The following is a 10,595-nucleotide window of genomic DNA, read 5'->3' on the forward strand; positions in this document are numbered from 1 at the left end:
CCCGCCGGCCGAAGCCGAGGAACGCTACTACGCCATGCTGGATGAACCAGCCATAGCCGCGTGACTCAAACGCAACGGCCTCCGGAAAACCCGGCGCGGTTCACTTCCCGCTCTAAGTTCCCTCTTATGGGTCCTCTCTGGTTCTCTCCCCCGGTCTACGTGAAGACGAAACGTCCGGGCATTCGCAATGGGGTCAGCCACGTCGAGGGAGCCGCCGAGGAACTCCTGGCATGGGACACAAAGGGCCCGAGGTGGACGAAGGCGGTCCAATCCTGCGTGGATGCGTTCAAGGGAAGAGCCTCCCCCCAAGAGGTCCGTGAAGCCTTTGAGGCGGCTGCCAAGGAGGCCAACATGTATCTCTCCCCTGAGTAGGAGGTATCATGGCAACCCATTGGTTCGTCCCTCCGGTGTTCGTGAAGACTGAAACCGGCGTCAGGCATGGCTGCAACAATGCGAGGGCAGCCCTTGAGCAGCTCAAGACGTGGACCCGGCGAGGGCCTCGCTGGCATAAGGCGGTGACCCTCTGCCTGTCAGACCTAGAGGGCGATCCGATTGACCCTCAGGTGGTCCGAAAGGCCTTTGAGGCTGCCGCCAAGGAAGCCAAGATGTATCTCTCCCCTGAGTAGGAGTTGTCGTGGCAACCCACTGGTTCTCCCCTCCGGTGTACGTCAAGACCGACCGACCTGGGGTCACCTACGGGTGCAACAACGTCGAGGGTGCCGCCGAGGAACTCATGAAATGGACCAAGATGGGACCCAAGTGGAGGAAGGCTGTGCAACTGTGCGCCGACGCCCTTCAGGACCGTGTGACTCCGGAAGAGGTCCGTCAGGCTTTCGAGGCTGCTGCCAAGGAGGAGAGGGTGCTGCGTGAGTAGCAGGCCGGTGCCCATGGCTATGTTGGGAAGGACCCGTTAGGCTGTCTAATGCTGACCAAGTCCGCGCTGCTCGAAATAGACCCGGATACGAGAGCATTCACTCTGGTCGGCGCATATATGGGCCATTTTGCACTTCTTGAAACTGGCATCGGAGCTGCTCTGGGCGAGGTAGTTGGCGTCAATGGGGCACGTCGAGTAATCATCAATCGAACATAGGGTTCGACGAGAAGATCAAAACCGTACGCACAGGGGACCGGAACCGGATGTCAGGCTTCTAAAGCCGATGGCAGAAACCGGATACGCTGTGGCGGCATTTGAGGGCCCGTTCCTGCTCTTGATTATTGCCTGTGAGCTGTGCGCGAAAAATCGGGAATGGAAGGGCCGGAGGCAGGAAGCACGGCCTCAGGCCGAGGCGCTAATCAAGCGGGTCGGCAATGATCGCGAAAAGCTCAACACGGCCGCCAGCGAAACTAAAGAAGTAGTCGCGCGTTGGACGGCGGATAACGCTGTTTCGTCTCTGAGTATGGTTTAGGTCAGAGTGGTCAAGCCGACGTCGCGTAAGGCAATCAATGGGTCGAGCGCTAGTCAAGCGAAGTCGCCCGCTCGTGACGAGGTCACTTTAGCGCCGCCCGCTTTCCGGCCGGTCCAGCTCGCGACGCTCGTGGACACGGTCCCTGCCGGCGATCGTTGGATCCATGAAATGAAATACGACGGCTATCGTATTCTCGTTGCCGTCGGCGGTGGCGAGGCGCGAGCCTACACACGATCTGGTCTGGACTGGTCTAGCCGTTTTCCCTCGGTCCTCTCCGAGGCTCGCAAGCTCAAGGTGCGCTCCGCCCTGATTGACGGCGAGGCCGTGGTTGTCGATGCGGAAGGAAGATCTAACTTCCAAGCGCTTCAAAATGCATTGAAGGGTGCCCCGGCGACTATCGACTTTTATGCGTTCGATCTGCTGCAGCTCGACGGCGAAGATCTGACAAGGCTTCCTCTTGTTGAGCGCAAGGCGAAGCTGGAGGCGATCTTGCCTGCGAAAAATCCGGTCCTTCGTTACTCCGACCATATCCTCGGCCGCGGAGAAGAGCTGCTCGATCGCTTCTGCGCTGCCGGCCTTGAGGGCGTCATCTCAAAGCTCGCGGATTCGAGTTATGTGGCGGCCCGCGGCGCAAGCTGGCTGAAGATCAAATGCATCAGGCGGCAGGAATTTGTGATTGTCGGCTGGACGCCGTCCGACAAGGTCCGCGCGTTTCGGTCCTTGATCCTTGGCGTTCATGACGGCGGCAAGCTGCGTTACGCCGGGAAAGTCGGCACCGGCTTCGATACCGCTGAACTTCTTCGTCTCTTGAAGATCATGGCGCCGCTAGAGCAGAAGGCCGCGACCGTCGACGCACCACGCGCCGAAGTGCGCGGCGCACACTGGCTCCGTCCGAAACTGGTCGCTGAGATTGCCTTCACCGAAATGACAAATGAAGGGACGTTACGACATCCGAGCTATCTTGGTCTCCGTGAAGACAAGAAGCCGGAGGCGGTCGTGCTCGAGACGGAACGTCATGCAGCCGATCTCGCCGCGTCTGCGACAACCGCCATCGCGATAAGTAACCGTGACCGCGTCATCTATCCGGAGTCCAACATCACCAAGGGACAGCTTGCCGACTATTACGCAGCGGTCGCGGCGATCATGCTTCCTTGGGTTGGCAGCCGGCCGATCAGTCTGGTTCGATGCCCACAGGGCCGCGCGAAGAAGTGCTTCTTCCAAAAACACGACGCCGGCAGCTTTGGCGACAAAGTCCACCACGTCGGCATCACGGAGAAGGACGGGCACGAGGAACCATATCTCTATGTCGACGATGCCGACGGACTGATGACTTGCGTCCAGATGGGAACGATCGAGCTGCATGGATGGGGGGCTCGGATCGAGGATGTCGAAAAGGCCGACCGCCTCGTGTTCGACCTCGACCCCGATGAAGGTCTCGATTTTGAGGCCGTCCGCGCCGCTGCCTTTCAGTTCCGCGCAATCCTTAAATCGCTGGGACTTACGACTTTCCCGATGCTGACGGGAGGCAAAGGAGTGCACGTCATCGCGCCCCTCACCCCTGGCGCCGAGTGGCCAGAGGTGAAGGACTTCGCGTCTCGCCTGGCGCAGGCGGTCGCCCAGAGCGATCCGGCCCATTTCACGGCCGTCTTGTCAAAGGCGCGCCGCAAGGGTCGCATCTTTGTGGACTATCTACGCAATCAGCGCGGGGCGACCGCGATCATGCCCTACAGCGCGAGATCACGTCCGGGCGCTCCTGTCGCGGCACCGATCACCTGGGCGGAGATGAAGACAATAGATGCGCCCTCTCATTTCCACGTTGGCGATGCTCCTGAATTAAAGAAACGTGCAGCCTCCAAAGCTCTGGCGGGATGGGGTCGCGCTGACCAATCCTTGTCCAATCTGTAGCGTCCGACGCGGGAAGAGGCAGTAAAGCCGGGATTCAAAGGGCAACGCGGCGCTCATGGCCTTGCCTGATTGGAACCTGCGGAGATCGGCCTCGTTTGGCTGAAGCCATGGCAAAAATCGATCCGAGGACCGTCGCCAGTCTTTTGAGGGAATACGCGCAACGATCGTCCATGCGCGACGACAATCCCTATCGCGTAAAGGCTTACTTGCGCGCGGCAGACAGTCTGACGGCGCTGTCGCAGCCGCTTGATCGGATCATCGCCGCCGGCGCCCTCACCAAGATCCCGGGGATCGGTGACGCGATCGCAGACATCGTGACCAAGCTTTACCAAACCGGCACGCACCCGAGCCTTGAAAAGCTGCGCGAGGATGTTCCAGCGGGCGTGATGGAGCTGTTTGCCATACCCGGGCTTCGTCCCGATAAGATACTGAAGCTTCATCAGGCGCTCGGCGTGAACTCGCTGGCGGAGCTCGAGGCCGCAGCAAGAGAAGACCGCATACGCCCAGTCAAAGGCCTCGGCGCCGCGCTTCAGACAAAGCTGCTGCAGAACCTGGCCATCGTGCGAAGCGGCGAAACGCAACTTCACCTGCACAAGGCCGCCGCCCTTCTCGAACATGCGGTCATATCGGTGAAGCAACAGCATCCAGAGTTTTCTCGCGTCGAAATTGCAGGCGACTTCCGGCGCGGTTGCGAGCTCGTTTCCGACTTCGTTCTGGTAGCGCAGGGCTTAAAGTCGACTGGTATTGAGGATACGACCCTCAGGCTTGTTGTCACGGACCGGAAGCACTTTGGCGCGAGCCTGCTCGAAGCAACCGGTTCGGCAGACCACCTTGAGCAACTGAAGACGTTCGCCGCCGACAAGGGATTCACTCTGAACGCCGACGGGCTTCATCGTGGGAGAAAGCTGATCGCGTCAGCGACAGAAGAAGAAATCTACCAAGCTCTAGACTTGCAGTTTATCGAGCCTGAATTGCGCGAAGGCAGCGACGAGATTGAGCGAGCGGCAAAGCAGAAGCTACCCGCCCTCATTCGGGATGAAGATCTGCATGGCATCCTGCATTCTCACACGACCGCATCCGATGGCACCGAAACGCTTGAGGCAATGGCTGAAGCCACGCGCAAGCGCGGTTTCGACTACTATGGTGTCGCCGATCATTCGCAGTCCGCTCACTACGCAGGCGGGCTTTCGTTGCAGGAGATTGCTGAACAGCACCGCGAAGCTGACCGGCTGAACAAGGCATACAATGGAAAATTTCGCATACTGAAGGGCATCGAGGCGGACATCCTGGCGGATGGCTCGCTCGATTACCCGAATGATATCTTGGAGACGTTCGATTTCGTCGTCGCGAGCGTGCATAGCCGCTTCAAGTTGCCCAAGAAGGAACAGACGGAGCGTATCATTGAGGCGATCGGAAATCCTCGGACGACAATCATCGGGCACATGACCGGTCGCCAGCTGTTGCGCCGGCCCGGTTATGATCTCGACGTCGACAAAGTCCTCAAAGCGTGTGCGAAACACGGCGTCGCTGTCGAAATCAACGCACATCCTTGGCGACTCGACCTCGATTGGCGCTGGCATCAAAAGGCACTCGATCAGGGCTGCATCTTCAGCATCAATCCGGACGCTCATTCGATCCGCGAGCTCGACCACATGCATTGGGGTGTCGAGATGGCGCGCAAGGGCGGTGTTCCTGCGAAGCGGGTCCTGAACGCGATGCGTTTGACGGCTCTCCTTGCGCATCTCGCACGGCGCAGCCAAACGGCCTAACCTGCTTGTGCGCCCGGCCTATCAGTGCAGGAGTCCGTCCTTCTCAAAATCTTCCCAGCCGCGCAAATTGGAGTGCGAGTTCTCATCGTGGCCATAGCCACCTGAAGCTGCAGTTTCGCGACCGCTTCTTTGAGCACGTTTCATAGCGGCCTTCCCCGCGGCTCGCCGCCTATTCTCTGCAGCTGTCGCTGCGTCCTGTTCGCGCCAGACCGTTACCAGGTCGCGGTCAAGCACATCCTCCACGTGCTGCGGGTCGAACACGTGAAAGGTGATGTTCCTTGCCCGCCCGCGGAGTTTCACCGTTTTCGTCCCGGCGCTCTGCAAGCGACCATCTTTCAGCCAGCGGTGCCGTTCGGCCGTCGAGATCGTCAGAATGTCCTCGATTTCACGGGGGATTACGGGCAGGTCTTCGATATTCTGCAGTGCTTTGGATACGATCCCGAATACCACCTGCACATCATTCTCGGCGCCCTGAGACACGCGCAGGGTAAGCACGCGGGACTCGATATGGAGCAGTTTCCTGAAGTCCGTTGGAAGGCGGGCGCGTATTTCGAGAAAAATACCCCTCGCTCTGACGGACGATCCAAACGTTGCAGCCGGGGTTAAAGGCCACTCTCCAATCAGCTTCGCTGTTGCATTGATTTTACGGCGCGTGGACATGCCCCTTTATATAGGTCCCCGATAGTCGGCAGCGATGAGCCGATCGCAAAGCCAACAGAGTTCTAATCCGCCAGCGGTCTGAACCACGATGCCCAAAGGCGCAACCACGATTGTGAGCGGGGCCGTTTGCAACTTCGGCTAACAGGAAACGGCAGAGTTGATCTCGAAGTGCGATATCAGGCGCGTCGCCGCCTGGCGGCTTTTTGGGGGCCGTTTGCTGTCCGTCCGGTTATTGCCGAGGGACCAGTTAAAGCCGCCGTTCGGCTCACGACCTCTTCGCGGAATACAAGGCAAGTTCAGATCCCGCGGAAGCCGACATTGAACTGCCTCTCCGTTTACACGTTTGGCAAATGTTGCGAATGGAGGGAGTTGCATGTTTTGAAGGTTTCTCGCTGGAGCAGATCAAACTTCCGGAAGCGACGCTCAGAGTGCGGGTTGGTGGAAGGGGCCACCGCTTCCTGATGCTGCACGGTCATCCTCGCACCCATGCCACTTGGCATCGCGTGGCGCCGATTTTGGCTGAGGAATACACCGTAATTTGCCCTGGTCTTCGGTGCTCGCCCTTGCGGTGTGTCGCAACACAATCAGCGCGTCCGGTTTGCCGTGAACAGATCTTGCTGATGCACCAGTTCGTCCGCGACGGGCTGACGGAGGCGGCGTGTGCCATTCGGGTGGATGGCCGAAAATAACCCCACCTCTGCATGACGCGAATTGTCCCAGCCCGGGTAGGCCGTTATCGGGTACAGGCAAATACCCTCGAATCGATGCTCCGACACCCATAGCGGCACGCACCTCGTCGCGGCATACATAGTGGAGCCAAGCCGGCCCGCCGGATCCCTCTGAGCCGGTCTGGGCAATGAACATCGGCTTACCGTACCGATGAGCAACCTCGAGCAACATTTCCGACAAAGCGCGGTACTCATGGTGTCCCATCGATATCGTCGGCCCGTTTATTTACCATTGATTGTGCGGCTAGAAATTCAGGCCCACGACATCGACAACATCTTCGCTCCCGCCCAACTCAGGTTCGACGCGGCCCAGCAACATGTCGTAAGCTTCGAACTGCCCCTGACGGGCGTTTTCGGCCCGACCCCGTTCGCTGCGGGTCCGGTCACGAGGAGCGATTTGGATAAGGGGCTCGGCCCAGACAAATCTGCAGGCGGGGTCGATCTCCCGCATTGCACGAACACCCGCGATGGCAGCCTTCACGAGATGCCGCTTGAACCATCCACGTTTGTTCGGCCCCACGCGGGAAATAGCCGATCTCAACAGCCCATGCGAAAAAGGAGATCTAGTCGATGGGACACAACAGAGGCGGTGTTCCGGCGATCGAACGCTGTACGCTCACGGCTTCTGCCGCGAACGAGGCATAGGCATCGATGAAATGCAGCGATCGCTGATCGACATGGTCTGGAGATCCGCAATGGAAGATGTCCCAGATAACCTGGACACCTGCCGATCGGGCCGCCTCGACCATTGGCGCCCAACTTGACCAGTCATAGGCGAAGCTTGCGGAACCGGAGCCTCCACCTGGTGCTCGTCCATACGCCCCACTTCGCTCATTCGAAGTCTTCTTTCAGCAGTCGGCTTCGAACTCGGCCGCCTTGTTAGGACCGGGAACCGCGTTGGCGAAATACCGCATCCAATGGGGCGCGCGCCATCTTCGTTGCTCAGTCCAGCTCGTCCTGGCGCGACCGGGTAATGCCGAACCGATTTGGTCGAGCCTTTGTTCCTGTGGTGGACTGTCCGGAGCTGGGTGGCGAAGGAGGAACAAGGAGGGCCGTGCCAAGTTCGGGGCGATATACCACCGCCGCCGATCGACTCGAGCGGCTGCTCAGCAACAAGAGAGGCACGGGATCACATGACCGTTCAGATTCGACTTTCCGAGATCGACCACGCCAGGCGCGAGGATCGTGGCGACGGCGCTTGGAGCATCGCACCGGACTTGGGCTATTTGCGCCTAGCAATCGTCAATGTCGTGTTCTTCGGCGCACCGGGCAGCGGAGATCGGAACTGGATGCTGATCGATACCGGGTTGCCGACGTCCCGCGGCAGCATTCTTGCGGTCGCGGAAAAGCGGTTTGGCACGAACGCACGGCCGGCCGCGATCATCCTGACCCACGGCCATTTCGACCATGTGGGAACGGTTTTAGACCTCGCGAATAGGTGGGACGTGCCTGTCTTCGCGCATGCACTCGAGCGCCCCTATCTGGACGGAACCGCGTCCTATCCGCCACCGGATCCCTGGGTCGGGGGTGGACTGATGGCGCTGCTTTCGCCGCTTTTTCCACGGGGGCCAATTGATCTTGGCAACCGTTTGGAACTCTTACCTGCCGACGGATCGATCCCCGGAATGCCCGGATGGCGATGGGTACACACACCCGGGCACGCTCCCGGGCATATCTCGCTCTGGCGCGAGGAGGACCGCTCGCTGATCGTAGGGGACGCTTTCATCACCACCGGTCAGGAGTCAGTCTACGAGTCGCCGTTCAGGATCTTGAGATGCACGGTCCGCCGCGCTACTTCACGCCGGACTGGGATGCGGCGGAAAGATCCGTGAAGCACCTGGCAGCCCTGAACCCGCAGATGGTCATCAGTGGACACGGTGCGGCTGCTGCGGGAGTGGGCATGCGTCAAGCTCTTGATAGCCTGGCTGAGCGGTTCACGGTGTTCGCCGTCCCGCCGAAATTGAAATTCGTGCGCGAGCCGGCGGCAGTCCTAGGTAGCTGAGGCTAACTGAGCCGCCGTCGTTCTGAAGTATGATCAAGTTGGGCAGACTCTATCTCTCGAGCCGGTAGAGTTACCCGTCGGGTCGCGCTCTCCATCGTCGCCGACAAACTCTGACAAGCGGAACAAACCCGGGAGGCGCCGGGTTAGGGTCGCTCGATCGGTGCAGGGCGACTGCGGCAAAGCGCCCCGAAGGTCTGCGTCAGGAGAAGACGTCAGATGGAAAACGAGTACCCCGAAGGACGCGTCCTCTCCGCCGGTGAGCCGACCGGCAAGAAGTTGTTCGAGCACACACGCGTCGGCATCCGCCAAGACTTGGCTTCGTTTCGCTCATCGGCCAAACCGTGGAGGAGACCAAATGGCAAATCTGGGAAGATTGGCGATCGCGATGCTTGGCGTTCTGGCATACCAAAATCGCGACAAGCTCTGTGAATTGATTCCGGGAGCGGGGTATCTTAACCCAAACGACCCGCAACGCAGAATTCTGGCTCAGATAACGAATGGCGTGTCGAGGGCTGACCTTGGTGAGATCCTCGACCGGTTCAGGGAGGTGGGGGCAGGATCGAAGGTCGACTCGTGGGTTGGCAGCGGGCCAAACCAACCGATTGAGCCAAGGGACGTCCAAGCGGCAATGGACGAAGGTACACTCACGTCCATTTCGATGCAGACGGGTCTTTCGCGCGAGGAGCTAATCAGAAGGATTGCGCGGGATCTACCCGAGACAGTCAACGAGATGACGCCGAATGGTGAATGGCCGCCCGAGCCGACACATGGTTTGGATAAGTCGACCCTGCTCGACAATGTATCCTAGGGGACACAGCCAGGAATGCAGCCGGCCAAGGCGAGATCCAGGGTGGCAACTCTACACGGGGGGACGCTCCTGCGCGATCGCCTTCATCCGCTCGCGAACCAAGGGTCTGTTTCGAGCGCGCCGAACGCTCAACTGGCCGCCATCCTGAAAATGCGGCACCGCTGCATCGCGGCGCCCTCGCTCGCGTATATCGGTGAGCGGAAGAAGGCGCGTTCCTGGCTGGCCAGAGCGCTGGCGATCGATCCGGACGACTTCGTGACGCAGTACAACGCCGCTTGCATGTATTCCGTGCTCGGGGAAGTGGAGGAAGCGGTGCGGTACCTGGAAAGAGCCGTCGGAGGAAGCGTGAGTCAGAAGTATTGGAACGAATCCGTCACGAAGTCATTTCGACGCCATTCGCGATCACCCGCGGTTCGTGCAGCTTCTTAGTTCACTTGACTTGTGACGCACAGCTGTACTTGCACAAGCTTCGGCCTGCCTAGCAGCCGCGTTCGGTTTGGGTGGCGGATTCAACTGATCGCAGCAACACACGCTCTTTTCTGAAAGATGGAGTGTGAGCCATGAAGCAGCGAAGTCGCATCTACTACTCGGCCGCTCAGCGCCTGAGATTTGGGTTCGATGGCAGGCGGGCGAGTCGATGAGCTCGATCGGACGACGATTCGATCGGGAGTCTTCATCGGTCCGTTCTTGCCGCCGGCGCGATCCCGAAGAAGTGGAATCGCGATTTTCGGAAAAGATCATGCTCAAAAGCAATAGGTAGAACCCCGTCCCGACTCTATCGGGTGGCGAATCCGATGATGTACTTCACGGCGGCACGCACTTCAGCGAACCGCATCCTGTGCATCCATCCGCGCCGGTTCGGCTAACATCGACGTCGAGGTCCCGTATCTTGGGGGTCTGGCCAGGGGAACGGCCCCAATTCCGTGTTCGGCTTCTGCCTCTCTTTGTGGCTGCCAGCATCTGGTCGTCTGCAAATCGAGGCCACGGACTGACAAGCACCCCCGCACTACAAGGAGCTGGCGGTCGGAGAACAAATGTAGACATGTCGCACCATCCTTGCGGGTACGGCTTGCGATGCATACTGACGGTCAAGGGCTTAATGTAACCAAATCAACGGCTCGGCGTTTCGGTCAGCGCCGTTGCAATGAGCGAAGCCATAACCTCTGTCACGAGCATAGACTGGCGATTTCATGAATCGCAATTTTCTGGTGATCGAACCTGAGGAAGGCATTGCCGTGCTCAAGGGGCTTGCCTCCTCGGCGCGGATCTCGATGCTGAAACTGCTGCATGAGAAGGGGCCGATGAATGTCAACGAAA

The 10,595-nt window shown here is 59.4% G+C and carries 11 protein-coding genes and 1 pseudogene; 9 read left to right on the forward strand and 3 right to left on the reverse strand.

Annotated features, from left to right (window positions below; translation table 11 throughout):
- The first annotated feature begins 126 nt into the window (after window positions 1-126).
- The 6 genes from NKH28_RS33485 (at window position 127) to NKH28_RS33510 (ending at window position 5,080) form a co-directional block, all read left to right on the forward strand.
- Window positions 127-372 (forward strand): DUF982 domain-containing protein, encoded by a 246-nt coding sequence (locus NKH28_RS33485; RefSeq protein ID WP_352981391.1) that lies wholly within the window; start codon window positions 127-129, stop codon window positions 370-372.
- 8 nt (window positions 373-380) lie between these two features.
- Window positions 381-626 (forward strand): DUF982 domain-containing protein, encoded by a 246-nt coding sequence (locus NKH28_RS33490; protein WP_352969105.1) that lies wholly within the window; start codon window positions 381-383, stop codon window positions 624-626.
- Between the two features lie 8 nt (window positions 627-634).
- Window positions 635-874: a DUF982 domain-containing protein gene (locus tag NKH28_RS33495; protein WP_352473716.1), complete on the forward strand. Its 240-nt coding sequence runs from the start codon at window positions 635-637 to the stop codon at window positions 872-874.
- Between the two features lie 283 nt (window positions 875-1,157).
- Window positions 1,158-1,406, forward strand: coding sequence for a hypothetical protein (locus NKH28_RS33500; RefSeq protein ID WP_352981392.1), 249 nt, complete (start codon window positions 1,158-1,160; stop codon window positions 1,404-1,406).
- 6 nt (window positions 1,407-1,412) lie between these two features.
- Entirely contained in the window at window positions 1,413-3,311 is a 1,899-nt protein-coding gene (gene ligD, locus NKH28_RS33505) for a DNA ligase D (RefSeq protein WP_352981393.1), read from the forward strand.
- 107 nt (window positions 3,312-3,418) lie between these two features.
- Window positions 3,419-5,080, forward strand: coding sequence for a DNA polymerase/3'-5' exonuclease PolX (locus NKH28_RS33510; protein WP_352981396.1), 1,662 nt, complete (start codon window positions 3,419-3,421; stop codon window positions 5,078-5,080).
- A gap of 21 nt (window positions 5,081-5,101) precedes the next feature.
- Here NKH28_RS33510 and NKH28_RS33515 read toward each other — a convergent pair whose 3' ends face one another.
- From NKH28_RS33515 to NKH28_RS33525, 3 genes are all read right to left on the reverse strand, one after another.
- On the reverse strand, window positions 5,102-5,740 hold the full coding sequence (locus NKH28_RS33515; RefSeq protein WP_352818725.1) for a hypothetical protein: 639 nt from the start codon (window positions 5,738-5,740) through the stop codon (window positions 5,102-5,104).
- Between the two features lie 972 nt (window positions 5,741-6,712).
- Window positions 6,713-6,988 carry a hypothetical protein gene (locus NKH28_RS33520; protein ID WP_352981394.1) on the reverse strand — a complete coding sequence of 92 codons (276 nt, stop codon included), beginning with the start codon at window positions 6,986-6,988 and terminating at the stop codon, window positions 6,713-6,715.
- Between the two features lie 43 nt (window positions 6,989-7,031).
- On the reverse strand, window positions 7,032-7,217 hold the full coding sequence (locus NKH28_RS33525) for a hypothetical protein (RefSeq protein WP_352517812.1): 186 nt from the start codon (window positions 7,215-7,217) through the stop codon (window positions 7,032-7,034).
- A gap of 384 nt (window positions 7,218-7,601) precedes the next feature.
- Here NKH28_RS33525 and NKH28_RS33530 point away from each other — a divergent pair.
- The 3 genes and pseudogenes from NKH28_RS33530 (at window position 7,602) to NKH28_RS33540 (ending at window position 9,707) form a co-directional block, all read left to right on the forward strand.
- Window positions 7,602-8,470, forward strand: a pseudogene (locus NKH28_RS33530) (MBL fold metallo-hydrolase).
- Window positions 8,471-8,825: 355 nt separating this feature from the next.
- Window positions 8,826-9,278 carry a YidB family protein gene (locus NKH28_RS33535; protein WP_352503351.1) on the forward strand — a complete coding sequence of 151 codons (453 nt, stop codon included), beginning with the start codon at window positions 8,826-8,828 and terminating at the stop codon, window positions 9,276-9,278.
- A 15-nt stretch (window positions 9,279-9,293) separates the two neighbouring features.
- Window positions 9,294-9,707, forward strand: a complete 414-nt coding sequence (locus NKH28_RS33540; protein WP_352981395.1) for a TPR end-of-group domain-containing protein — start codon at window positions 9,294-9,296, stop codon at window positions 9,705-9,707.
- Window positions 9,708-10,595 lie beyond the last annotated feature (888 nt).

The organism is Mesorhizobium sp. M1227, from assembly GCF_040318315.1.
Taxonomy (GTDB): Bacteria; Pseudomonadota; Alphaproteobacteria; order Rhizobiales; family Rhizobiaceae; genus Mesorhizobium.